Annotated in this window: 24 protein-coding genes; 15 read left to right on the top strand and 9 right to left on the bottom strand. The window is 63.1% G+C overall.

Annotated features, from left to right (window positions below; genetic code table 11):
- The first annotated feature begins 245 nt into the window (after positions 1 to 245).
- From SINAC_RS06025 to SINAC_RS06015, 3 genes are read left to right on the top strand one after another with little or no spacing between them, the layout of a single operon-like run.
- Positions 246 to 1052 (top strand): Stf0 family sulfotransferase, encoded by an 807-nt coding sequence (locus SINAC_RS06025; protein ID WP_015244790.1) that lies wholly within the window; start codon positions 246 to 248, stop codon positions 1050 to 1052.
- 36 nt (positions 1053 to 1088) lie between these two features.
- Entirely contained in the window at positions 1089 to 1913 is an 825-nt protein-coding gene (locus SINAC_RS06020; RefSeq protein WP_015244789.1) for a hypothetical protein, read from the top strand.
- Positions 1914 to 1943: 30 nt separating this feature from the next.
- Entirely contained in the window at positions 1944 to 3236 is a 1293-nt protein-coding gene (locus SINAC_RS06015; protein ID WP_015244788.1) for a glycosyltransferase family 1 protein, read from the top strand.
- A 33-nt stretch (positions 3237 to 3269) separates the two neighbouring features.
- Here SINAC_RS06015 and SINAC_RS06010 read toward each other — a convergent pair whose 3' ends face one another.
- The 3 genes from SINAC_RS06010 to SINAC_RS06000 all read right to left on the bottom strand — a co-directional run bounded on the left by SINAC_RS06010 (position 3270) and on the right by SINAC_RS06000 (position 5274).
- Positions 3270 to 3926, bottom strand: a complete 657-nt coding sequence (locus SINAC_RS06010) for a glycosyltransferase family protein (protein WP_015244787.1) — start codon at positions 3924 to 3926, stop codon at positions 3270 to 3272.
- A gap of 205 nt (positions 3927 to 4131) precedes the next feature.
- Positions 4132 to 4662: a hypothetical protein gene (locus tag SINAC_RS06005; protein WP_015244786.1), complete on the bottom strand. Its 531-nt coding sequence runs from the start codon at positions 4660 to 4662 to the stop codon at positions 4132 to 4134.
- A 342-nt stretch (positions 4663 to 5004) separates the two neighbouring features.
- On the bottom strand, positions 5005 to 5274 hold the full coding sequence (locus SINAC_RS06000; RefSeq protein WP_015244785.1) for a hypothetical protein: 270 nt from the start codon (positions 5272 to 5274) through the stop codon (positions 5005 to 5007).
- Between the two features lie 84 nt (positions 5275 to 5358).
- Between SINAC_RS06000 and SINAC_RS05995 the strand changes: the two genes are divergently transcribed.
- Positions 5359 to 6345, top strand: a complete 987-nt coding sequence (locus SINAC_RS05995; protein ID WP_015244784.1) for an IS701 family transposase — start codon at positions 5359 to 5361, stop codon at positions 6343 to 6345.
- Positions 6346 to 6375: 30 nt separating this feature from the next.
- Here the strand turns inward: SINAC_RS05995 and SINAC_RS05990 are convergent, their stop codons facing one another.
- Positions 6376 to 7203, bottom strand: coding sequence for a HisA/HisF-related TIM barrel protein (locus SINAC_RS05990; RefSeq protein ID WP_015244783.1), 828 nt, complete (start codon positions 7201 to 7203; stop codon positions 6376 to 6378).
- 24 nt (positions 7204 to 7227) lie between these two features.
- Between SINAC_RS05990 and SINAC_RS05985 the strand changes: the two genes are divergently transcribed.
- From SINAC_RS05985 to SINAC_RS05960, 6 genes are all read left to right on the top strand, one after another.
- Positions 7228 to 8286: an ATP-grasp domain-containing protein gene (locus SINAC_RS05985; RefSeq protein ID WP_015244782.1), complete on the top strand. Its 1059-nt coding sequence runs from the start codon at positions 7228 to 7230 to the stop codon at positions 8284 to 8286.
- Positions 8279 to 9337, top strand: coding sequence for a hydantoinase/oxoprolinase family protein (locus tag SINAC_RS05980; protein ID WP_015244781.1), 1059 nt, complete (start codon positions 8279 to 8281; stop codon positions 9335 to 9337). The genes SINAC_RS05985 and SINAC_RS05980 overlap by 8 nt, the downstream gene beginning before the upstream one ends.
- Positions 9334 to 9939: an amino acid kinase family protein gene (locus SINAC_RS05975; protein ID WP_015244780.1), complete on the top strand. Its 606-nt coding sequence runs from the start codon at positions 9334 to 9336 to the stop codon at positions 9937 to 9939. Before SINAC_RS05980 ends, SINAC_RS05975 begins: the two co-directional genes overlap by 4 nt.
- Positions 9940 to 10092: 153 nt before the next feature.
- Positions 10093 to 10401: a hypothetical protein gene (locus SINAC_RS05970; RefSeq protein ID WP_015244779.1), complete on the top strand. Its 309-nt coding sequence runs from the start codon at positions 10093 to 10095 to the stop codon at positions 10399 to 10401.
- A gap of 35 nt (positions 10402 to 10436) precedes the next feature.
- The gene (locus SINAC_RS05965) at positions 10437 to 11018 is read left to right on the top strand and encodes an O-methyltransferase (RefSeq protein ID WP_015244778.1); all 582 of its coding nucleotides are present in this window, start codon (positions 10437 to 10439) and stop codon (positions 11016 to 11018) included.
- Positions 11015 to 11932, top strand: a complete 918-nt coding sequence (locus tag SINAC_RS05960) for a PI-PLC domain-containing protein (RefSeq protein WP_015244777.1) — start codon at positions 11015 to 11017, stop codon at positions 11930 to 11932. Before SINAC_RS05965 ends, SINAC_RS05960 begins: the two co-directional genes overlap by 4 nt.
- A gap of 39 nt (positions 11933 to 11971) precedes the next feature.
- On the opposite strand, the gene SINAC_RS05955 is transcribed toward SINAC_RS05960, so the two are convergent.
- From SINAC_RS05955 to SINAC_RS05945, 3 genes are all read right to left on the bottom strand, one after another.
- The gene (locus SINAC_RS05955; RefSeq protein ID WP_015244776.1) at positions 11972 to 13405 is read right to left on the bottom strand and encodes a DUF1501 domain-containing protein; all 1434 of its coding nucleotides are present in this window, start codon (positions 13403 to 13405) and stop codon (positions 11972 to 11974) included.
- A gap of 49 nt (positions 13406 to 13454) precedes the next feature.
- On the bottom strand, positions 13455 to 16403 hold the full coding sequence (locus SINAC_RS05950) for a DUF1553 domain-containing protein (RefSeq protein ID WP_015244775.1): 2949 nt from the start codon (positions 16401 to 16403) through the stop codon (positions 13455 to 13457).
- 244 nt (positions 16404 to 16647) lie between these two features.
- Positions 16648 to 17361, bottom strand: a complete 714-nt coding sequence (locus tag SINAC_RS05945) for an FKBP-type peptidyl-prolyl cis-trans isomerase (RefSeq protein WP_015244774.1) — start codon at positions 17359 to 17361, stop codon at positions 16648 to 16650.
- 264 nt (positions 17362 to 17625) lie between these two features.
- On the opposite strand from SINAC_RS05945, the gene SINAC_RS05940 reads away from it, so the two are divergent.
- The 3 genes from SINAC_RS05940 to SINAC_RS05925 all read left to right on the top strand — a co-directional run bounded on the left by SINAC_RS05940 (position 17626) and on the right by SINAC_RS05925 (position 20879).
- On the top strand, positions 17626 to 18579 hold the full coding sequence (locus SINAC_RS05940) for a hypothetical protein (protein ID WP_052315629.1): 954 nt from the start codon (positions 17626 to 17628) through the stop codon (positions 18577 to 18579).
- Positions 18563 to 19987 (top strand): IS1380 family transposase, encoded by a 1425-nt coding sequence (locus SINAC_RS05935; RefSeq protein WP_015244773.1) that lies wholly within the window; start codon positions 18563 to 18565, stop codon positions 19985 to 19987. Before SINAC_RS05940 ends, SINAC_RS05935 begins: the two co-directional genes overlap by 17 nt.
- A gap of 286 nt (positions 19988 to 20273) precedes the next feature.
- Positions 20274 to 20879 carry a hypothetical protein gene (locus SINAC_RS05925; RefSeq protein WP_052315630.1) on the top strand — a complete coding sequence of 202 codons (606 nt, stop codon included), beginning with the start codon at positions 20274 to 20276 and terminating at the stop codon, positions 20877 to 20879.
- A gap of 204 nt (positions 20880 to 21083) precedes the next feature.
- On the opposite strand, the gene SINAC_RS05920 is transcribed toward SINAC_RS05925, so the two are convergent.
- Positions 21084 to 21293: a hypothetical protein gene (locus SINAC_RS05920; RefSeq protein ID WP_020465827.1), complete on the bottom strand. Its 210-nt coding sequence runs from the start codon at positions 21291 to 21293 to the stop codon at positions 21084 to 21086.
- 97 nt (positions 21294 to 21390) lie between these two features.
- Entirely contained in the window at positions 21391 to 22377 is a 987-nt protein-coding gene (locus SINAC_RS05915) for an IS701 family transposase (protein ID WP_015244770.1), read from the bottom strand.
- A gap of 218 nt (positions 22378 to 22595) precedes the next feature.
- Here SINAC_RS05915 and SINAC_RS05910 point away from each other — a divergent pair, with 218 nt between their 5' ends.
- Complete coding sequence (locus tag SINAC_RS05910) at positions 22596 to 22976, top strand: type II toxin-antitoxin system RelE/ParE family toxin (RefSeq protein ID WP_015244769.1); 381 nt, start codon at positions 22596 to 22598, stop codon at positions 22974 to 22976.
- Positions 22977 to 22979: 3 nt separating this feature from the next.
- Positions 22980 to 23303, top strand: a complete 324-nt coding sequence (locus SINAC_RS05905; RefSeq protein WP_015244768.1) for a helix-turn-helix domain-containing protein — start codon at positions 22980 to 22982, stop codon at positions 23301 to 23303.
- Positions 23304 to 23493 lie beyond the last annotated feature (190 nt).

Here is a 23493-nt window from a genome sequence, read left to right as displayed (position 1 = left end):
CAACGGGGCAACCAAGCCAAAGTTAGCCAAGTCGAACGTGGCGAGCAAGGGAATTCAAAAAAGATCGTGGTCAACGCTGCATAAGGCGACTATCTTCATGTAGTTGCATCGGTTCAAAAAACAATAGCTATTCGCGGCCATGTCGATACTTGACCGACCGGAGCTAAATCGAGCATTCTCAAGGCAAGGCCGATCGATGTTCGTCGACGGCGACTCGCCGCCTCACGCACCATCGAGCCAATACAGTGAGCTATTGCAATTATGTTGCATTGTCGCATGGACGAACGGGGTCCACCATCCTTACGCGAATGCTGAGGGCGCACTCGCGCATCGTCGACTACCAGGAACTCTTCAACGTCGACTACCAGGCGGAATTCCGACGCAGTTCGGACCGCGCCCGGTCGCTCCGCTACTGGCTGGACACGGTCGATCGTCGCAAGCTCCGAGGGCCCGCCCCGGCGGCGGACCTGGCGAGCGTCGACGAGGCCGCGATCCTCGACGTGCTGGTCTGGCGCGACGGCTACGCCCCAGATGTCCGCGCCGTCGGATTCAAGCTGCTGCATTACCAAATGAAGCACGACGGCCACTTCCCTCGGCTCCGCGACCGCCTGGCCGAACGGCTACCGCATGTCCGGGCCGTCGTCCTCACCCGCCGCAACCTCCTGAGGCAGCATCTCTCGCATGTCACGGCCCACCGCGTCGGCCAGTGGCACATCGCCGACGGCTCCCAGCGGCGGCCGCGGCCCGTCGTGCGATTCACGCCCCAGGAGCTTGTCCACGCGTTCGAGTACGTCGAACGCACCGAGTCGGACCTGTCGGCCATGGCCGCCGCGGCACATCGCCGACTGGACCTCGTCTACGAGGACTTGACCCGCGACTTCGAGGGCTGCTGGCGTCGACTCCAACGCTTCCTCGACGCGCCGGAGGAGCCGCTGCCCGATTTGAGACTGGTCAAGATCGAGCACCGCACGCTCCGCGAGGCGATCGCAAACTACGACGAGCTTGCGGAACGTTTCCGCGACACCCGCTGGGCGGGCTGTTTCGATGAATAAAGGCCGTCGCGACTTCCAATTCGGAAAAGGCATTATATGTATGTGCCCGTCGTGTTGCACGTGCGGACTAACGTCGACTGGGGGAGCATGACCGAGGAGAACTTCCTCCGGCAGGAGGAGTTCTCGAATTCGGTGCGATCCTTGTCCGACGCCCAGAAGGAGGAGTTTCTGCGGGCGATCCGCCTGTGGAACCGCACCTTCGGCATGTCGTACTTCGCCTACCGCCAGGGGCTGAAGGAGATCGCCGAACTCAGCTGGACGCGGGTCCGAAACCTGGACCTTGTTCTTCGCCGCCCGGAATTGTTCCCGGCCCTGGAGGGCCTGGACCCGTGCATCCTGATGCCCGTGGACGACGACGACTGGTTCCACCCCGATGCAGCCGACGTCCTGCGGCGGTCATGGAGCCCCGGCTTCGATGCGTTCCACTGGCCCGACGGCCTGTACCGGTCCGTGCCCTTCCAGGAACGCTTTGACCGGCCAGCCGCCCAGGTGCGGCTCGTCGTGCGGCGCTGGGACAGCGACTTCACGACCAATGGCTATGCGATCACCCGCAAAGGGCTGGCGGCCGTCCCCGGGCCGATGAGAAAGAGGGTCCTGGCGTTCCACTGGGCCGCAGGCAAAGCATTTCACCGCGAGGGCGTCGAGCGATGTTTCGTCGACCAGGTTCTGAGCGCGTCCAACAAGTCACTGGCGTCGGCAACGAACTTGAAGGCCCTGGTCGACCGCCCGCTCGTCCTGCGAAACGTCCCGCACCTGCGGAGGCGGACCGAAGTGATCCCGCCCGCCTTACAATGGGCCGCGGACTACATCGCCCGGACGGAGCGGCTCAACGAGGAGTTGTGCCATGGGTTGACGGTTTGACGACGCGATCGGCGAACAGGAGAACGGACGATGTTCGATTCCAATCCGCAAGGGGCGTTTCTCAACATCGACCCTGAGCTCCAACCGACCCTCAACCACCGCTCGGGCTGGGCGTTCGCCCTGGAGGGTTTGGCCCCGCTCCACAACCCCCGCGGCGTCCTCTTCGATGGCTTCGTCGAGCGGACCTTCAGCTGGGTGGAGCGGTTCGAACGCCGACGCGGCCGCATCCCTTACCGGGAGCCGTGGATCGGCTTCGTCCACAACCCCCCCGGCGTTCCCCGCTGGCACGACTACCAGAGCTCGCCACAGGCCATTCTCGAACGAGAGTCCTTCCGGGAGAGCCTCCCCTACTGCCTGGGCCTTTTCACCCTGTCGGAATACCTCCGGCGATGGCTCGCGCTCCGGGTCCCCGTCCCGGTCGGCAGCCTGATCCATCCCACCGAGGTTCCGCTCGTCCGCTTCTCGCGCGACGCGTTCCTCGACGAACCTCAACCCGCCGTGATCCAGGTCGGCTGGTGGCTGCGCCGGCTGCATTCGATCCATCGCCTCCGGGCCGGTCGATATCGCAAGGTCATGCTGGCGGTCACCCACCGCTATTTCCAGGACATGCTCCGACGCGACCGCGAGCAGTCGCCGTTGACCGGCGAGCAGCTCGCGAGCGTCGAGGTCTCACCGTTCGTCCCCCACGAGGAGTACGACCGACTGCTCTCGCGAAGCGTCGTGTTCTGCGACCTCATCGACAGCAGCGCGAACAACATCGTCATCGAGTGCATGGCCCGCGACACGCCGATCCTCGTCAACCGCCTGCCTGCCGTCGAGGAGTACCTGGGCCGCGACTATCCCTTGTTCTTCTCCACGCTCGACGAGGCGGCCGAGAAGCTCGCGCGCAAGGAGTCGATTCTCGCGGCCCACGACTATCTTCGAGGCTTGTCGAAAGGGCAATTCTCGCAGCACGCCTTCCGGGAGTCGCTGCTACGGTCGGAGGTGTACCGCCTGGCAGGACTGGCGTCCAGACACGTCGCCGACCTCGCGGGACCCGCCCTGGGCGACGGTGTCGGTAGACTATGTGTGCCCGGCCTGATCCTGAAGCTGTCGCGGGCCGCATCCGGGGAAGTCTATGTCGAAGGCGCGGCGTTCGAGGCGGCCGAGGCCGGCCTCGGTACCGCCGAAGCGCGGGTGTTCCAGGGGTTGGTCTGTGGGCTGTCCCTCGCCGCCGTGCGTCGGCTGACGCCCCGCGACGTGGCCTGCCGCCTCGGGCCGGGGCAATCCGCCGAAGCCGGCCGCCTCCATGACGCTCTGTCGCTCGCGCTGGCCCGCTTGTGACGAAGGTCCCGGCCTTGACGGTTCGGCGTCGATTTAGGTCGAACGATAGATCCGCCGCGACCAGTGGGCCTTCGTTGTGACCATGTTCTCGACGTAGTACCGCTCCTCTGCCGTGACCTCCGCCGAGTACCAGGGGGTGTGCCGGACAGTGTAGGGCCGGTCGCACCGGATCGCTGGCGCGGTCCAGGCGTCGGCGTCGAACGCCGTCACAGAGCGGTACAGGGCGAGCGTGGTATCGATGGCGGCCCGGAAATGGCCGGCGTCGAGCCGTCGGGACCAGAATTGTCGCTCCCAGCCGACGACCTGGTCCCGCCACGGGCGATCGCCAGGGATATCGTCGATCTCGAGCGAAGGGCCGCACTTGATCGCCCAGGGGTGGGCGTCCAGGGCCCTCCGCAGGACTTCGAACAAGTCCGCGGGGCAGCCGGAGAGGTCCAGGTCCGGGTCGCTGACCGCGTAGTACGGGCCACCTTCGAATACCAATCCGGTCAGCCAGGGGGCGTGCTTCCCGAGGTGCTCGCCCAGTCGCACAACCTCGACGTCGACGCGGCCGAGGTAGTTAAGCAGCGGCGGATACGTCGAGGCGTTGTCCACAACGACCGGTCGCACACCGGGGAAACGCCCCAGCTGCTCGATCATCGTTGACAGGCAGGTCAATCGGTTGTGGCTTATGAGGAATACGGGGATCATGGCTCGGCTCCGTGGCCCTGGCGCGGCGCATCACGACGCGAAACTGGATCGAGGCGCTCCGTCCGGGCGGTGTGTTCTTCGACGCAGTTCAAGGACGGCGGCGCGATTAAGTTTCAGCCTTGGGATTGGGATGCAGCCCCGGCCGAGCTCGAGGCCCCTCTCACCGTTGCATGTTTTCTTCGCGCTTCTCTTCCAAGTGGACTCGTCATGGACGTCGGTACGGCTGGCCCGTGCGCAAGACGTCACGAGGCAGGGGCGGGTAGGAGTCGCACGACCCGTCGACCACCTCGACGAACAGGCCGCTTCTTTCGTGTCGTGCCAGGTTGCTCTCGACCTGCTTATGCCAGATCGCTGCCAACGACTCCGGCGTCGGCGGATCGTCGACGTACATGGTGGGTCGGAAGAGGCCCAGGTCGACCGCGAGCGTGTGCGGGGGCCGATAGATCACGATCGCTCGATGCCGCCAGTCCGGATGGTCGGCCAGTAGGCTGGCGACGACCGGGTCCAGAAAGACCTGCCACTGGTTGAGGATGATCGGCGCCTTGGATCGTTCGATCGCCTTCAGGACGCTATTGGAATCGTTGGTCTCCTTCCCGAAGAACGGTCCGAAAGCCTCGGCCCCCTCGCCGACACCGAAGCGTTCGCGGAAGAAGCCGCCGCTTGGATGCAACAAACGACGTATCAGCGTCTTTTTGCCCGTTGCCGAAAGCCCGTATATCGACAAGTGCGTTTTCATTCTTGAAAATCCGTCCCTGAAACCGGAGGTAGAGGACGCGGATTTGAAGAATTCAGCATCCCCGGCGGATGGTCCGTCCAACAGCCGATCGGAGCATGGCCTGGATCGGACCTCGCGGACTACTCTACAGGAACGCTGACGAAACAACTTCCCGGAATCGGACCACCCGGCTCCCCACAAATCAGGAAATTGTTTCGTCAGCGTTCCCAATCGTCGCGGTCGCCGGACCAGTGGCCGCCCACACTTGCGACCCAGATCCAACAGCGGAGGGAATCACCTCGGCCTTCAATGGGAGTTTCGAGGCTGGATAGGAGTCGACAATCATCGGAACAGAAAGTCGGGTTAAGTCACACGAGACGCTTCCTGGCCGCCTGACTCGATCAAGGTGATTGCCCGATTTGTTGCCTCCCTCATGCTCACATAAATCTCATCGGCTCCCGTTCCGAAGTCTTCTGGCCCTGGTGTGGTGACACCGAACCCCTGATCCGGCCGCCACTCGATCGAGAGCGGGAGACGCCCATCCTTTCGATCCACGAACAGGAACCACGGCCCCTTCTCGTTGGCCGGCTCCTCCAAGGTGATGGGCAGACCGGGAAATCGTTTGAATTTCATGATTTTTAAATCAAATAGGAGTTACGCAGTAGTGGCCGTGCGTCCATATCGCGCCGTTCGTCTTGTGACGTTACGCTGGACCTGATGAGCGACCCCAAATGCCGCGACACCGACTACATCGATTTTCTGATCGCCAGCCCCAGATCCTTCACTTGTACAGAGGCCGCCAGCGTGCAGCCCGAATCAAACGACCCGCCGGCCCACGACGCCTTCACCCGGCTCCTTCACCGCCTCGAACCCGATCCGGAAACACTCTGGCGTGAGGCCGAACCCTCGGTGACGAAGACCCGGGGTGTTCTGGTCATCGACGATTCGACCCTGGATAAACCTTATGCCAGGAAGATGGAACTCGTCAGCCGCCACTGGTCGGGTAAGCACAAGCGGGTTGTTATGGGGATCAATTTGATCACCCTGTTGTGGACCGACGGGGACCGGAACATCCCCTGCGATTACCGTCTCTATGACAAGGGGAACGACGGCCTGACCAAGAACGATCACATGCAGACGATGCTCGCAACCGCCCACACCCGAGGCTTTGAGCCGGCCTGTGTGATCTTCGACAGCTGGTACAGCGGCCTAGAGAATCTCAAGACGATTCGCGGCTTGGGATGGCGATGGTTGACGCAGTTGAAGGTCAATCGCAAGGTGAACCTCAACCGCCAAGGCTTGCGGGCGGTGAGCGAGACAGCGATCAGCGCCGAGGGGACAGTCGTCTGGCTGGAGGGCTACGGACCGGTGCGGGTTTTCAAGGTCGTCTCCCAACACGGGGACATTGAATACTGGGCGACTGGAGACGTGGCCATGACAGAGTTGGAGCGATTGGTGCACGCTGAGAAGTGCTGGGCGATCGAGGAATATCACCGAACATTGAAGCAATGCTGCGGTGTGGAACGAGCGCAGGTCCGTGCCGGACGAGCGCAGCGGAATCACGTTGGGCTGGCGATCCGAGCCTTCCTGCGTCTGTCGCATCATTTCTTCACTACAGGTGTAAGTTGCTACGAGGCCAAGGCTGGGATCGTCCGGAGTGCGGTCAGGGCATACATCGCCGACCCACTGTACAATTTTTCATGACTGCGTAACTCCTATCAAAATTCAATCATTTTAATTTAATTGAATTGCGGGCGGGTCGCCCGCGGTCCCAGGGGGGGGAAGTTGTGAGCTTACGCGGATCTGGGTACGGAGCGTCTCCGGACAAATCTGGGCCAGTTCCCGACTCCCGATTCGCCCATCGTGTAAGGCCGAACCCACCAGCACCGCCGCAGCGCCTGCCTCGGCCAAGGAGCGAAGCTCATCGACACATGAGATCCCTCCTCCGACCGTGATCTCCACATCGGGACCGGCCAGGGCGAGGTGTCGGAGGAGTGGCTCGGTCCCGATCCCTCGGCCAAGACCGACGCGGGCCAGGTCCAGAAGTAGGAACCTGCGTACTCCTAGAGCGATCGCTTCTTCGGCAATCGCTTCAGGCGCATTCACACTCCACTCCACATGATCAGCGGTGAGTGGCCTCCCCTCGCGAAGATCGAGGCTGAAGACAATCCGCTGTGGGCCGACCGTCTCGACGATGGCCCGGAGCGCCTCGGGTCCGTGTACGGTCTCCAGACCCACCAGGATCGTGGGAACGCCGGCGTCGAGCAGGGGGGGGAGTGAGGAGACGTCACGCACGCCGGCATCGACCCATGCGGAGAGCCCCATTTCCGCCAAACCGTGATAAAGGGGCAAATTCGGACCAGCGCCGGCGATCGCGTCGAGATCGGCGAGGTACACTTCGCAGAACCCGAGTTGAGCGTGCAAGGCGCGGGCCAGGCCGATGGGGTCGGCGGCTGGGTGCAGAACACTCGCCAGCGGCCGATAATGGGCACGATCGCCACCAACAGCGTGGACGGCGCGTCCTTCCTTGAGGTCGAGGACGGGAATCACCCGCAAGGGCATGGGCGAGAGTGCTCCTTTTTTTCGATGAAGACGTGGATCACAGTCCTGGTTGCAGAGTGGGTGACCGGCGGAGGGATGGCCGGGGCGGACTTACCTCCGTCCTGGGCCGCCGAGGGGAGCGCGATGCGCAGGGCGATCGCATCCGACTTCGCCAGCGTGCCCGGTGTCCACGTGCTCATGACCCTCGACGCCCGACTCCCCGACGAACCCGGCCCGTGGACGACCCTCCGGATCGGTTGCGAGCAGGAGAGCACCGAATGGGCTCGACACGCGGCCGAGTCCGATTGGACGGTACTCATCGCTCCCGAGACCGGGGGCACCCTGGCCGATTGTAGCCGGACCCTGGCGCTCCGGGGAGGCCGCTCGCTCGGTTCCACTCCTGAGGCGATCGAACTGGCCGGCGATAAGCTCAGGCTGGCGGCCCATCTCAGCGAACGTGGGATCAGAACGCCGGTATCTCGGCGGGTCGTTCCCTCACGCCCGCTTCCCTCGGACGTCTCCTACCCCGCGGTTCTCAAACCGATCGACGGCGCGGGGTCACTCGACACGTTTTTGATTCCGGAACCCGCGTTGGTCCCCGACGATGCGAAGGCACTTCCCGAAGCGATCCTGCAACCGTACCTCCCGGGAATCCCCTCGAGCGCGACCTTCCTGATTGGACCCGAGAACAAGGCGCGGTTGATCGGGATCGGCCGCCAGCGAATGGAAATCCAGGAAGGACGATTCGTCTATCGAGGGGGAATTTTACCGGATCACGAAGCATCCCCCGCGCCGGTCCTGGCGCAGGCGGTCGAGTCAATCCCTGGGCTCCGTGGCTGGGTTGGAGTCGATTTCCTCCGCGACGAGGACAATAAAACCGTCACAATCCTCGAAATTAATCCCAGGCCGACGACCTCGATCGTCGGACTGGCGCGGATTTTGCCCCCGGGACTGTTGGCGAAAGCCTGGATCGACACCGTCGAGGGGACTCACGCGCAGGCTGACTGGCCACTGGAAGCCATCGTCCGGTCGAAAAATTCCGTGACCTTCGACACGGATGGCACAATTGATCGTATGAGAGAGAGGGAGGCCAGCCGTGACTGAATCGAACGGATCCTGGATTGCGCTCGATATTGGAGGAGCGAATATCAAGGCCGCCCACGAGTCTGGGCAGGCCCGAACGCTCCCGTTCGAACTCTGGAAACGGCCCGACGAGCTCGACGAAATTCTGGCGAGGCTCGCCACCACGTTCCCACCGAGTGATCGAGTCGCGCTGACGATGACGGCCGAGCTCTGCGACTGCTATCCCACGAAAGCCGTTGGGGTCAACGCCGTGCTCGACGCCACGCTCGAAGCCTTCGGCGAACGGCCGGTCCACGTCTGGGGGACCGACGGGCGCTTTCACGACGTCGAGTCGATCCGCCGGCAACCACTGCTGGCCGCGGCGGCCAACTGGCTGGCGCTGGCCAACGTCGCGGCGCGACTCGTCCCGGATCACACGGGGATCCTGATCGACATCGGGTCGACGACCACCGACCTGATTCCGTTACAAGCGGGGCGAGCCGCCGCCCGAGGACAAACCGATACGGAGCGGTTGCAGACCGGGGAACTCGTCTATGCAGGGGTGCGTCGCACGCCACTTTGTGCTCTGGCGACCGAGTTGCCATTCCGGGGCGAGCCTACCGGCCTCGCGGCGGAGTTCTTTGCCTCGACGCTCGACGTCTACCTGACCTTGCGCGAGGTCGCCCCCGACCCCAAGGACCACTCGACCGCGGACGGGCGAGCGGCTACGGCCGATGCCGCACGGGACCGCCTGGCGAGGATGATCGGGGCCGACCGCGACAGCTTCTCGTACGAGGACGCCGAAGCCTTCGCCTGGGCTGCCGACGAATGCCTCTTGGGTCGGCTCACAGCCGCCGTCGAACGTGCCTGTCTCGCGACCGTCGGCCGGCCCGAGGCCGCCGTCGTCTCGGGTTCGGGAGGATTCGTCGCCCAGCGACTGGCTCGTCGCGTCATCAAACCGGGAGGGCCGATCGTCAACCTCGACCAGGCCTGGGGACCAATCGCCTCGAGTTCCGGCTGCGCCTATGCCCTGCTGGTCCTTGCCCAGGAACAACTCGGCAAAAAGATCATGAACCAGGCGGGCGTGGTGTGAGCCGTCGGCCCGTCGTCATCAAGGTCGGCGGCAGCCTGCTCGACTGGCCCGAACTCCGAACAACTCTCGAACGCGAACTCGAAGCCCGACAAGCCGAACCGTTGGTGATCGTGATCGGCGGCGGTGCCGTCACCGACGTCGTTCGCGATCTCGACCAGGTTCACACGCTCGGCCAGGAGCGTTCGCACGCCCTCGCACTGCGATCGCTCGACCTGACCGCGCATCTACTCACCGCGATCGTACCGACGCTGGTCGTGGTTGACCGGATCGAGTCGCTCAACGCCGTCTGGACCGAGTCGAAGGTTCCGATCCTCGCTCCTCGGATCTTCCTCGACGAGGTCGATGCCCGGTCGGCCGACCCAATCCCCCACGCCTGGGAAGCGACCTCCGACTCGATCGCGGCCCGGGTCGCAGTCTACCTCGACAGCCCAGAGCTGGTCCTCGTGAAAAGCGCGCCGCTCCCGCATGGGGCTAACCGGCGAGGGGCCGCTCAGCTTGGCCTCGTCGATCCGCTTTTCCCCGACTCCGCGCGTCGACTCGCGCGCGTCTTTTATCTCAACCTCCGCGACTCGCCTCCGATCCCGATCCTTCTGCCCCCTTGATCTGCGCGAGCTCATCACCTTGACGAGGGGACCTCCGCGTAAGAGAATCCAGAGGCGCGGCCGGATCAACGATGAGGCAGTGCGGTCCCTTCGATCCATCGCGTCCTCCCTGTCCCTCTTGTTCCTCCTCTCTCAAAAGCTTGGTGCTGACGAATGGCTCGTCCCGAACTCGTTCCCCTCGACCGTACCGAAGTCAAGCCGCGAGCAATCTCGCCCCGCCTCCGGACCCAACTCGTCTATTTCATGAGTGCGCACGGCGAGCCCGGAGTGCCGCCGCTCGGCGAGAACGAATATTGGTTCGCTGCCGTGGAAGTCGAGAAATGGCTCGACGAGGGGGTCTTCTACCTGGTCTCTCCCCTCGACACGGCCAATATGACTGAGGTTGAGATCACCGAAGAGCAGGAATCGCTGCTCGGCTGGCTCAATGCCGAAAAGATCCAGCACGTCAGGCTCGACGAATAAGTGGCCCCACACTCCACGCACAGGAGTCTTTCCTGATGTTTTCGCCACAAATCCAGCGGGTGATCGATCAGGTGGATCGACTCCGCGAGACGGTCGACGATCACTGGCAGATCCCTCGTGACGAAGCCGCCCTGCTGGCACAGCTCGTCCGACTCGGCCGCTGTGTCTCGATCTGCGAGATCGGCGCGAGCTACGGCTTCTCGACCTTGCACCTGGCCGCGGCCGCGTTCGAGAACGGTGGCCACGTCCACTCCCTCGAACAGGATCCGAAGAAGGTCGCCGCCACGACCAAGCACCTGAGCGAGGCCGGCCTGGACGGCGCGGCGACAGTCCACGAGGGGGATGCCCGCGCGACCCTCAAGGGGATGAATCCGGGATCGTCGTTTGACTTCGTCTTCATCGACGCCCAGAAGAGCCAGTCGTTCGATTACCTCGAGGCCATCTGGCCACTCCTGGCGCCGACCGCCACGATCGTGACCGACAATACGACCACACACGCCGAGGAACTGGCCTCGTTCGTCGCGCATCTTCGCTCGCGACCGAACGTCGTGAGTTGCCACGTCCCGGTCGGAAACGGCTTCGAACTGACGATCCGACGCACGGAGTTGCCAGGATGAAAATCCACACCATCGTCCTGACCTTGGCGTCGGCACTCGCGCCACTCGCCGTTCGGGCTGAGCCGCCCAAGAAGCCCTTGCCGTTGCCGGTCTCGGCTCATAACTGCTACCCCGCCAACAGTGCCAGCACCGAGCGCGTGGTTGAAGCCCTCGCACTCGGGATCGACAACATCGAGATCGACCTGGGCTGGGATGAGGTCCACAAGCAACTGATCGTCGGACATGATGCGACGCCCCAGCCCGGTCTGACCTATCCCAGTCTCGAGGCCTACCTTGTCCCGGCATTCGAGACTCACTGGCACCAGGCTCGCGAGGACGGGGCTCCGACCCTTTTGACGATCGACTGGAAGACCGACAACCTCGACGCGGTCCGGCAATTCCAGGCGTTTCTCGACGCCCATCCCGATTGGTTCTCAACGGCTCCCAAGGCTTCCGAGAGTCCCTTGACGATCCGTCGCTTGACCGTCTGCTTCACCGGCAGCGATCGAGCCAAGGAGCAATACGACGCGCTGATCCCAGCGGGCGGAACCTATCGCGCCTTCCGCGACACCGTGTTCGGCGGCGGCCAATTCAAGCAGGACGTCGCAGACTATGCGCCCGCCCCCGCGACAGCCTACCACCGCTTCCTGACCTTTCACTGGGGAAACGTCGAGGCCGGCGGTCCGCCCCTGGCCGGTGCCTGGACCGACGATGACGCAACTCGCCTCACCTCCCTGATGACCCAGGTGCACCGCCAGGGCTTCCGAGCTCGGTTCTACTGCCTCAACGGCCGCAACGGCCCCGCCCTCAGCCCCTATCGATTCCGCGATGAGGACGCTGTCCGGATCCGCTGGCAGGCCGCCGCCAAAGCCAAGGTCGATTGGGTCGCGACCGATGAGTACGCCGAAATCGCCCAGACGCTTCGCGGCCGTTAAAAACTCCTGTCTTTCGCTCGCCTTTTTGGAGGCGAGCGTTCAGGCCAGGATTGCCTTGACCACCTCGCCGTGGACGTCGGTGAGCCGCATATCGCGACCGCCGAAGCGGGAGGTCAGCCGGGTGTGGTCCATGCCCAGCAGGTGGAGCATCGTGGCGTGAAGGTCGTGGATCTCGACCTTGTTTTCGACCGCGTGATAGCCGTAGTCGTCGGTTGCGCCGTGGATGGTGCCGCCTTTGATGCCGCCGCCGGCGAGCCAGATCGAAAACCCGTAAGGGTTGTGGTCGCGGCCGTCAGACCCTTGGGCCATCGGGGTGCGGCCGAACTCGCCGGCCCAGACGACCAGGGTCGTCTCGAGGAGCCCGCGAGCCTTGAGGTCTTTCAAGAGCCCGGCGATCGGCTTGTCGACTGCGCGAGCGTTGTTCTCATGGCCCGACTTGAGGCTGGAGTGCTGGTCCCAGCGGTCAGCGCCGACGTTGGGGCAGAGCAACTCGATGAACCGCACGCCTCGCTCGACCAGGCGACGGGCGAGCAAGCACAGCCGGCCGTAGATCTGGGTAGGAACATAGGTTTCGTCGAGCCCGTAGAGCGCCTGGGTCGCCTTCGACTCGTTCGTCAGGTTCAAGAGATCCGGGACCGCCGCCTGCATCCGAAAGGCCAGTTCGTAGTTGGCGATCGACGACTCGAGGCTGTCGTGATGCCCCATCCGGTCGAGCACCCCCTGGTCAAGCGACCGCATCAGGCTGAGCTTCCTCCGCTGGGAATCGGCCGACCGATCAGAGGCAGACTGGATATTGGCCACGGCCTCGCGACCTGCTTTGAAGACCGACCCCTGGTAAGTGGCAGGGAGAAAGCCGTTGTTAAAGCAATCGGCGCCTCCCGGGGGGATCAGCCCGCCGTTCAGGACCACAAAGCCGGGCAAGTCCTGGCACTCGCTGCCAAGCCCGTAGGTCACCCAGGCCCCATGGCTGGGCCGCCCCTGAAGCCCGCTGCCGGTGTGCATGAAGTAGTTAGCACTCGTGTGCTCCGAGAAATTCGAAACCATCGAGCGGACGATCGCCATATCGTCAACGCATTCGGACACGTTCCGGAACAGGTCGCTGACCGGAATCCCACTCTCGCCGGAGTTGCGAAAAGCCCAGGGACACTTAAGGACGTTGCCCACGTTATTGAACTGGGTCGGATGCGTCTTGACCTTGATCGGCTGACCATGCTCCCGGTCGAGCCTCGGCTTCGGGTCGAACGTATCCACCTGCGACGGCCCACCGTCCATGAACAGGAAGATCACACTCGTCGCCTTGGGTGCGAAGTGAGTTCGCCGGACAGCCCCGGCGGATTCAGGTCGCTCGACCTGGCCGCCAAATGCAGGGTCGTCGAGTAATGCCGTGAGGGCCAGCGCTCCGAACCCATTGGCGCAGCGAGCGAGCATCTCGCGACGCGAGAAGGGCGCGGTCTGGAAACGGTTGCAGTGCATGGCAGCCCTCGCGGTCTTCCGCAGCCAAGGTGGGGACGTCCCACCCGGATCAGTTCACGTAGATAAACTCTTTGACATTCACGAGAACATGACAAAGATCGGCCCACGCTCGGGCCTCGTCGGCCATGTCGGACGACCCGGCCTGGGCTCCGAGGAACGCCAGCCCCTCGGCGGTCTCCCGATCGGTCGGCGGCCGGCCGAAGGCGGTGAGGTACATCTGCGTAAGGGTCTCGCGACGCGTCGCTCCCGCTCGTTGGTGGGCCAGGAGGCGTTCCGACCAGAGTGTCGCTTGGCCGACGACGAACGGGTCGTTGAGCAACGTCAAGGCCTGCGCGGGGACGTTCGAGACGTTGCGCCGCCCCATGGTCGAGAATGGGGAGGGGGCATCGAAGGCAAGGAACATCGGGCTCAGGAAGTTGCGTCTAACGTTGATATAAAGACTGCGACGGCCGTCGCCATCGAGCGGCCCGGAGGTCGCGGGCCGGCCCCGACCCTCCATGAACGAGGTCAAGTAAGGGGGCACGCTGGGTCCAAACAAGGTCGGTGCAAGCCGGCCGGAAACGGCGAGCAGGGTATCGCGAATCGCCTCGGCCTCGAGCCGGCGAACGTTCATCCGGTGGAGGAGTTGGTTGTCCGGGTCAAGCGACTCTGCCTTTTCAACAGGCTGGCTGCTCATCCGATACGTGCTCGAGAGGACGATGAGCCGATGCATCGCCTTGAGCGACCATCCGCTCGCCATGAACCGGGCCGCGAGGTCGTCGAGTAACTCAGGGTGAGTCGGCATCCGTCCCATGACGCCGAAATCGTCGGGGGTCGGCACAATCCCCTGGCCGAAGTGGTGCTTCCAGATCCGGTTGACCATCACACGGGCCACGAGCGGGTTTGCAGGATCGACCATCCGTCGCGCGAGTTCGAGCCGGCCGCTCCCCGACGCGGGGGCCGGTTGCTCGCGCCCGGCGATCGCTTCGAGAAAGCGGCGCGGGACGATCTCACCCAAGGTCTTCGTGCTCCCCCGGATGTGAACGCGATCGTCCTCGCCGGTTCCATCGACAATCGCCAAGGCCAAGGTCGGAGCCTGGATCGTCGCTTCCACCTGGCGATACCGCGCCAGATCGCGTCTCAGGCCAGGATCGTCGGACCGGCTGAGATCGACCGGATCGACGGCCGGGGAAGCGGGAAGAGCAGGGGGAGCGCCCTGGTCGGAGAACCGGATCTCATCGACCGCCAGGAAGCCCGAGCCGTCGACGTAGCGGCTCTGGGCCTGGGTATAGTCGACGGTCCCGCCGTCCGAAAGCTCGATGTAAGCGGTATGCCCGGCCCACATCTCGGTGTCCAAGGTGAACCAGCGCGGTTGGTTGGAGTCAACACCGAGCGTGAGTCCGTCATAGATCGGCGAGCGGATCTTCTCGAACCCGTCGATGACTACGTTCAAGCGACCGTGACGGCCCGAGGCCAGGCAATGAATGAACCGCTTCTCGAGGGGGAAGGTCCGTGATCGGAGCACCCCCTCGAGCCGGTCGGAGACGAGACCGCTATGCGCCTGCCCCGGCGCGACCGGCGAGGCGAACGGAGTCTCCCCCTTCCAGGTCAGCAAGAGCTCACCCGATTGGCTGGGCCGGCTCCCAAACGCGTCACCCGAAATAAACCAGCCTTGATAATTCGATCCGTTGAAGTCTTCAAAGAGGAGCGACGAGCCATCTCCTCCCGCACTTGGCGCAGCGGAAAGGGTGGGTGAGAGCGTGCCAATGGATTGCCTGACCGAACCCTTGAGCGTTTCCAGCTCACTCACCTTGTCCCGAACGGGGCCAGGCGGATCGATAAAGGCGTGCTGATGCCGTGAGCTCTGGAGGTAGCCGGAGAGTGCGTAATAGTCCTTGGTCGAAATCGCGTCAAACTTGTGGTCGTGGCAGCGAGCACAGGCGACCGTCAGGCCGAGGAACGTTTTGGAGAGGACATCGATCTGATTGTCGACGCGGCTCGCCTCCTCCTCGCGCAAGTCGACCGGCGAGTGAGTCCCCTCGCCAAGAAAATAGAACCCGGTGCCCAGGATGGATTCGTTGAACCCCTCCGACGGGTGCCGACGAGGGGGGTTGACGAGGTCTCCGGCCACGTGCTCGACGACGAACTGGTCGTAAGGGAGGTCGGCATTGAGGGCCCGGACCACGTAGTCGCGGTAGCGGAAGGCGTCGGGAGCGTCGTAGTCAAACTCGTGCCCGGCCGTCTCCGCAAAGCGGACCAGGTCGAGCCAGTGCCTGGCCCACCGCTCACCATAGGCGGGGGACGCGAGCAGGCGATCGGCAAGTATCTCAAAGGCCCGGGGCGATTCGTCGGCCAGGAACGCCTCGACTTCGGCCGGAGTGGGAGGCAGGCCCGTCAGGTCGAAGGTGAGCCTCCGGATCAAGGTCCGCTTGTCGGTCTCAGGTGCAGGGGCAAGTCCGCGTCCTTCGAGGGCCGCCAGGATGTAACCGTCGATGGGAGACCTGATCCATCCGCTCTGCTGAGTGGTGGGGGGAGCCGAGCCCCGCAGGGGCTGGAAACTCCAGTGCTCGGCCCGCTTTTTGAGGTCGAACGCGCCGGTGGTTGCCGGGGATCGGCCGGCCGTTTCATGCTGGGGCCAAGGCGCCCCGAGTTCGACCCACCGGGTCAAGGTGGCGATCTCGGCGTCCGGCAGCTTGGACTTCGGGGGCATCTTATACAGGTCGCCATAGTTGATCGCTTCGATCAAGAGGCTTTCGACGGGCTTTCCCGGCACGACCGCGGCGCCGGTGTCACCACCGGCCAGAATCGCGTCCCGCGAGTCAAGCCTGAGGTGCCCCTTCTGCTTCTCAGCACCATGGCACGACTGACAGCGGGTGACAAAGAGCGGGCGGACCTGCTTCTCGAAGAATTCGAGCGCGGCGGGATCCTTGACCGGCTCATCGGCCTGGGCCAAGAGTCCGAAGCAACCAAGGAGAACGGCGGTCAAGCTCGGCAGGATCGGGCTCGTCGCACGCGCCATGAGACGGTCTCCATCATCGTGGCCCCGGGGCGAGGCGAAACGGGCAAGACGGCACAATGCCGTGGTCGGTAGGGAGGGGAGGGGGCCGCCTTCTATTTCGGATCGAAAGCTATCATGGGCGCGGGGGCTGTTTCAATCAATCGGGTTCTCAATTCTCGACCTCCTCCCCCCGCCATTGGCAACAATCAGGCGGGAGCAGGGGCCGATCCCCCAGTTGCTTAGCAGCCCTGGGGAGTGTCGATAATCACTTGGGAGACGCCGCTGCGGCCGGAGGATTGATGTCGAGTAACTCGACTTCGAAGATCAGGGTGTCATTGGGGCGAATCGTCCCGCCGCCCGGGGGCCTTGCGCCATAGGCGAGTTCCGAGGGGATGAAGAGCCGGAACTTCGAGCCTTTTTTCATGAGCTGAAGGGCCTCTGTCCAGCCCTTGATCACCTGATCGACCTGGAAGTTCGCCGGCATGCCCGCCTTGTACGAGCTGTCGAATTCGGTTCCGTTGATCAGTGTGCCCACGTAATTGACCTTCACACTGTCGGTCGACTTCGGCGACTTGCCCGCACCTTCCTTGAGGACCAGATACTGGAGTCCGCTCTTCGTGGTGACGACGCCCTTCTGCTTCGCGTTATTGGCCAAGAACGCTTCGCTCTCCTTCTTGACCTTGGCGAGCATTTCCTCCTGGAAAGCGAACAGGACCTCGCGGATCTGATCCTCGGTCATGGCAGGCTTGCCATCCATCGAGTCCTTGATCCCTTTCGCCAGCGCATCGGTGTCGATGTCGACCGACTGCGACTTGAACGACTTGCCGATGCCGACACCAATGCCATAGCTGGCCTTCTGCTTCAAATCTTTCGCTGAAACAGCGCCGCCGGCAGGCGCGGCCTTCTCCTTCTCGACCTGACCCAACGCCGTGACGGCGATGAGGGCCAGACCCGCCGTGGCGATGATGAAACCCTTCATCCGTGGTCCTTATCTTTTTCTGGTAGTTCTCGCCCAATCAGGCCCCAGGGTTCGCCCTGTGGCAAACCAGCTATGTTACAACCGACCCGAACCCGAGACCAGACCTCGGAGAAGCGAGGAGCGAGGTCATCTCAAACGGGTCTCGCCATCTGCGGCGATGGGCCGCTCTCCCCTGGGATCTCCCAGGAGAGAGCGATACGCTGTGGGCGAACCAAGAATCAACCAGGCTTCCACTTCCCGTCGTACCGCGAGCGAGGAGCTCTCATGAAACGCCGTGTGAGATTCCGGAATGGCGAATGCCGATCGGGCGGCCGGTCGATCCTGATCGTCGCTCTTTTCCTCACGATCTGGACCGCGTGGGGGAGTGTGAGTCCGGCCGACGAGCCGGCTGTGTTCCAGGCCGGCGCCTATGCGGCGGACATCACCCCAACCCGATTTCCGATCTCCTTGAACGGGCAGATGCACGATCGCCCGGGAAGTTCGGCACTCGATCGCCTGCACGCGCGCTGCCTGGTCCTTGACGACGGCAAGGCCCCCGTGGCGATCGTAGTCGTCGATAGCTGTCTGATCAGTCGCGCAATCTTCGACGAAGCGAAACGCAAGATTGCCGAAGCCACACCAATCCGGACCGAGCGGATGTTGATGTCCGCCACCCACACCCACTCCGCGCCGACGGTCGTCGGCGTCTTCCAGTCCGAGCCCGATGCCGAATACACCGCGTTCCTCATCGATCGGATCGTGGACGGAGTCGGCCAGGCGTTCAAGAACCGGGAACCGGCGCAAGTCGGCTGGGGGGTCGGCGAGGACCGCACGCAGGTCTTCTGCCGCGACTGGCTGATGAAGCCGGGGACCGCCGCCACCAATCCGTTCGGAGGAACCAAGGACGACCGGGTCCAAATGCATCCGGGCTACCAGAACCCGAACGCCATCGCCCCGACCGCCCCGGTCGATCCGGACGTTTCGCTCCTGGCGGTCAAGGCGAAGAAGGACGGACGCCCCCTCGCGGTCCTGGCCAATTTTTCGATGCACTATGCCGGCTACGGAGTCCCCCCGGACGCCGCCTCGGCCGACTACTTCGGCCGGTTCGCCGAGCGAATCAAGGTGCTAGCCTGGATTTCTCACCAGGGATTGAATCGGGCTGCCTTGCGTGTCATAGGTGGAATTGCGACAACCACTTTTGACACCGAACCAAGGCAGCCCGATGGCTACAGAGTGTAACTCGACTTACCTCGACTTTTCCATCCTCGGTCACCGCCAAGTGCTCGCCGATTTTGACGGGGGCGCCATCTCTTCCGACGGCGGTGCACTTCTGCTCCGTCAGATCGAAGCCCGCACCGGGATCATCCGCCAGTTCGCCGCCTGCTTTACCGACCATCGCGATCCTGACCTCGTCGAGCACCCCCTGGAACACCTCCTGGCCCAACGCGTCTATGGTCTGGCCTTGGGCTACGAAGACCTCAACGACCACGACGATCTCCGCTGCGATCCGTTACTGGCCACCGTCGTCGGCAAGACCGATCCCACCGGCCAGGACCGGCCACGGCTCCGCGATCGCGGCAAGCCGCTGGCTGGCAAGAGTACCCTCAACCGCTTGGAACTGACCCCTGTCGGGGCCGACGGACAGAGCCGTTACAAGAAGATCACCTGTCAGACCCATGAGGTCGAACGGCTCTTCGTTACCCTCTTTCTTCAGGCCCACAGCCGACCCCCCGAGCGGATCGTTTTGGACCTCGACGCCACCGACGACACGGTCCATGGCCGCCAACTTGGCCGCTTTTTCCACGGCTACTACAAGGGATACTGCTATCTCCCGCTCTACATCTTCTGCGGCGACCACCTGCTCTGTGCCCGGCTGCGTCCCTCCGACATTGATGCCAGCGCCGGCTCGGTGAAGTCCCTCAAGCGGATCGTCTCGCAGATCCGCCAGGCGTGGCCTCAGGTGAAGATCCTGATCCGCGCCGACAGCGGGTTCTGCCGCGAGGAGATCCTTCGCTGGTGTGAGGACAACGGCGTGGATTACCTGATCGGCCTGGCCAAGAACACCCGGCTGACGGCGGCGATCGCGACGGAATTGGCCCAAGCACGCCAGCAATTCGAGGCGACGAAACAGCCGTCCCGGGTCTTCGCCGAGTTGCGTTATCAAACGCAGAAGACCTGGAGCCGAGAACGTCGGGTGGTGGCCAAGGCCGAGCATCTGGGCAAGGGGGCCAACCCGCGGTTCGTGGTCACGTCGCTCACGGTCGAGGAACGAGCGGCGCCGCCGCTGTACGAGCAAGACTACTGCGGTCGCGGTGAGATGGAGAACCGGATCAAGGAGCAGCAACTCCATCTGTTCGCCGATCGGACCAGTGCCCACACGATGCGTGCCAACCAGATCCGGCTGTTCTTCTCCTCGATCGCCTACGTGTTGCTGGAGGCGTTGCGGCGGCTGGGGCTGGCGGGAACGGCGATGGCCGAGGCGCAGTGCCAAACGATCCGTCTGAAGCTCTTGAAGATCGGGGCGTTGGTGCGGGTGACGGTTCGCAAGGTGTGGGTGAAGTTCTCGAGCGGTTGTCCGTATGCGGAAGTGTTTCGGCGTGTGCACACCAACTTGGCGCGGTCGGGGCCCTTGATCCCGAGGTGCTGAAACGAGGAGACCCAGTCAAATGAGGCGGGAAAGCCCCTCCCTGAGGAGGGGTGAGGATCGGGGTGCGCCCCCGCCTGGGCGCGGGGGCCTGAGGAACCAGGTTCGCGTTGGCGTGAAGAGGTCCGATCAGGTCCACGCCGACGTGATGAGCAAGCGGGAGACCACGCAGGCCGCGGGTGGCGGGGGCGAGCCGTCGAAATCGTCGAGCGATCGGACCCCGAAAGAATAGGGTGAGAAATCCAGGCTAGTCGGGGCCGAAAAATCCAATCCCGGGTTCGTCGGAATCATGTCCAACGGCACAAGCGGGAACCTCCACTGCTACGACTACAGCAAGCCGCAAAACAAGTCATTGACCATCGACACGGTGGCGGAGAGCGTCGCCTGCGCCGCGTTCGTCGCCTACGAGAAGATCGAGTATCACGACGCGGTGCCCCTTGTGATGCGCGAGTCCAAAATGACCCTGCCGCTCCGCCTCCCGAGCGCGGACGAGATCCAACGTGCCAAAGACTTGCTGGCCAGCCTCAAGAAACCGAGCTTGAGCGGCTTCGCCGAGATCTATGCGCGGGAGACCGTCCTCTTGAGCGAGTTTCCCAAGGAGGTTGAGTTCAAACTACAGGCGCTCCGAGTCGGTACCCTCGGGATCGCAGCCATCCCCTGCGAAACGTTCGCCGAGACCGGCCTGGCCATCAAGCGGAGGAGTCCCTTGAAGCCGACGTTCACCATCGAGCTGGCCAATGGTTACAACGGCTATATCCCGCCCCCCGCACGCCATGCAATCGGAGGCTACGAAACCTGGCGAGCCCGCTCGAGCTGCCTCGAAGTCGGGGCCGAGCCGAAGATTCTCGCCGAGGTGCTTCGCTTGCTCGATGAGGTCGCGAACGCCAAGGAGTAACGCCAAGTGGCGGGGGGAGAGCGTCGCTCAGGTATTCGACCATGGCGGGGCGTGATTGGCAATTTGCCATCGATTCCCGTTGCCCATTGTTCCGCGCGCGAAGACGCCCGGCCGTTGTGGCAGCCAGGGCGTCTCATGGAATGTCGTTACTTTCCACCCATTGCCTTGATCCTGAGGTTCGCCATCTCCGCCTCAATCCACGTCTTAGTCCTTGGCGATCTTCTTGGAAGCTTCCAACGCCTCTTCGGGCTTGCCAGCAGCCTCCAGTTTGCGTGCCGCTTTGTATGCGGCCTCCGCATCGGCGACCGCCTTGAGCCGCTTCGTGTCAGGTTGGGTACCGGCATGCGCCTTGTTGCCGGAGGAGGCGTGTTGATCCTCTGGCTCACCTGTGCGACATGATCCCTGACGACCCAAAAGCCTGGTCCTTGAGAGGCCTCTCTTTGAACCTCACTTCAAGTGCGTCCGTGCCCTGGTCAAGAGTTTATTCTTATATACTATAGGAGTTACGCAGTCATGAAAAATTGTACAGTGGGTCGGCGATGTATGCCCTGACCGCACTCCGGACGATCCCAGCCTTGGCCTCGTAGCAACTTACACCTGTAGTGAAGAAATGATGCGACAGACGCAGGAAGGCTCGGATCGCCAGCCCAACGTGATTCCGCTGCGCTCGTCCGGCACGGACCTGCGCTCGTTCCACACCGCAGCATTGCTTCAATGTTCGGTGATATTCCTCGATCGCCCAGCACTTCTCAGCGTGCACCAATCGCTCCAACTCTGTCATGGCCACGTCTCCAGTCGCCCAGTATTCAATGTCCCCGTGTTGGGAGACGACCTTGAAAACCCGCACCGGTCCGTAGCCCTCCAGCCAGACGACTGTCCCCTCGGCGCTGATCGCTGTCTCGCTCACCGCCCGCAAGCCTTGGCGGTTGAGGTTCACCTTGCGATTGACCTTCAACTGCGTCAACCATCGCCATCCCAAGCCGCGAATCGTCTTGAGATTCTCTAGGCCGCTGTACCAGCTGTCGAAGACCACACAGGCCGGCTCAAAGCCTCGGGTGTGGGCGGTTGCGAGCATCGTCTGCATGTGATCGTTCTTGGTCAGGCCGTCGTTCCCCTTGTCATAGAGACGGTAATCGCAGGGGACGTTCCGGTCCCCGTCGGTCCACAACAGGGTGATCAAATTGATCCCCATAACAACCCGCTTGTGCTTACCCGACCAGTGGCGGCTGACGAGTTCCATCTTCCTGGCATAAGGTTTATCCAGGGTCGAATCGTCGATGACCAGAACACCCCGGGTCTTCGTCACCGAGGGTTCGGCCTCACGCCAGAGTGTTTCCGGATCGGGTTCGAGGCGGTGAAGGAGCCGGGTGAAGGCGTCGTGGGCCGGCGGGTCGTTTGATTCGGGCTGCACGCTGGCGGCCTCTGTACAAGTGAAGGATCTGGGGCTGGCGATCAGAAAATCGATGTAGTCGGTGTCGCGGCATTTGGGGTCGCTCATCAGGTCCAGCGTAACGTCACAAGACGAACGGCGAGATATGGACGCACGGCCACTACTGCGTAACTCCTATACTATCGCGTTCGTCAGACTTAGGCGAATAAAAATAGTCCACCCGTTCACTATTTCGCACATTACACCCCCCCCAATCTTCCCTCTTGACGTGTTCGCAATATTGCGTACGATCTAAGCATCAAACAAAGAGACCAAGTACGAGTGTCATGCCAGCAACCGAAATCAAGATTTATCGGGAGGACGACGGCACGATCCCCCTTCGGTTGTGGCTCGGATCGCTCGATCGGAAGTCGCAAGAACGTTGCCTCGCGGCATTGGTGATCCTGGGCAATCACGGGCATGACCTCCGTCGGCCACACGTCGAGAACCTTGGCGAGGGCATCTATGAGTTGCGGGTCAAGTCGGGCCGCGTGAACTTCAGGATGCTTTACGCATTCCAGGGACGGGAAGCCATCATTGTGAGTCACGGCTTCGCAAAAGAGCGGGACATCCCGCCCAAAGAAATCGCTCTCGCCAAAGAGCGAATCGCAAAGTTCACGGCCGACCCCGAACGGCACACTTACCAAGCGGAAGAGGAGGAGGAATAAACCATGCCCTCGCGCACGAAGTCCAAAGGACTGCAATCCCTGGTCGGCGAGTTCATCGGCACTGCCCCCGAACGGGTGGCATCCTTCGAGAAGGCTTGCGACGAACTGGAAATCGGAGTCAAACTGAACCGGATGCGGACCGAGGCCGGGCTATCGACTCGGGCCCTCGCCCAGAAGGTTGGCACCCAGGCATCGGTCATCTCGAGGATTGAACAAGCGGACTACGAAGGGCACTCGCTCTCGATACTTCGCCGCGTCGCGGCTGCACTCGGGCAGCGAGTCGAGATCAGGTTCCACCCGATCGGCGAACGCCCCGCGAAACCATAGCGGACGGCGCGGAAAGCCACCCGCGACAACGCATGAACCGCCCGACCTCCCCGCATCGCCGAATGGGAAGCCGGCCAAGACGTACCCTCGATTATACGAATCCACAAGGTTTGCGACGTTCTCGGCCTCGATGAGACCGATATTCTCGTCAGACCCAAGGGCGAGCGGACCGCCAGGCCTGACCGACACA

This window comes from Singulisphaera acidiphila DSM 18658 (assembly GCF_000242455.2).
Classification (GTDB): Bacteria; Planctomycetota; Planctomycetia; order Isosphaerales; family Isosphaeraceae; genus Singulisphaera; species Singulisphaera acidiphila.
Note: the sequence above shows the minus strand (reverse complement) of the source record. Positions and strands in the feature narration are given on the sequence as shown.